The following is a 261-nucleotide window of genomic DNA, read 5'->3' on the forward strand; positions in this document are numbered from 1 at the left end:
CAAAGCTCGCGCAAAGCGTCCGACGACGCGCGGCTGCGCGCGAAGGACGCCCAAATCGCCGGCCTCGGGGCGCAACTGGCTCTGCTCGACGCGAGCTTCGAGCAGAGCCCGGCGCCGGCGGCGCTGATCGCCAAGGATGGCCGCGTGGAGCGGGCCAACAGCGCCTTCGCAAGGCTCTTTGGAAGGACGCCGATCGAGATATGCGCGCAGGAGCTTGCGACCCTCGTCGGCGAGGAGGAATGCCACCGAACGCGGGCGCGA

Annotated in this window: 1 protein-coding gene; it reads left to right on the forward strand. The window is 70.1% G+C overall.

The features are described from left to right. Positions 1–261: PAS domain-containing protein (locus RAD04_RS38910; protein WP_461627998.1), on the forward strand; the 261-nt coding region annotated here is incomplete at both ends.

The organism is Bradyrhizobium sp. 25ACV, from assembly GCF_054863005.1.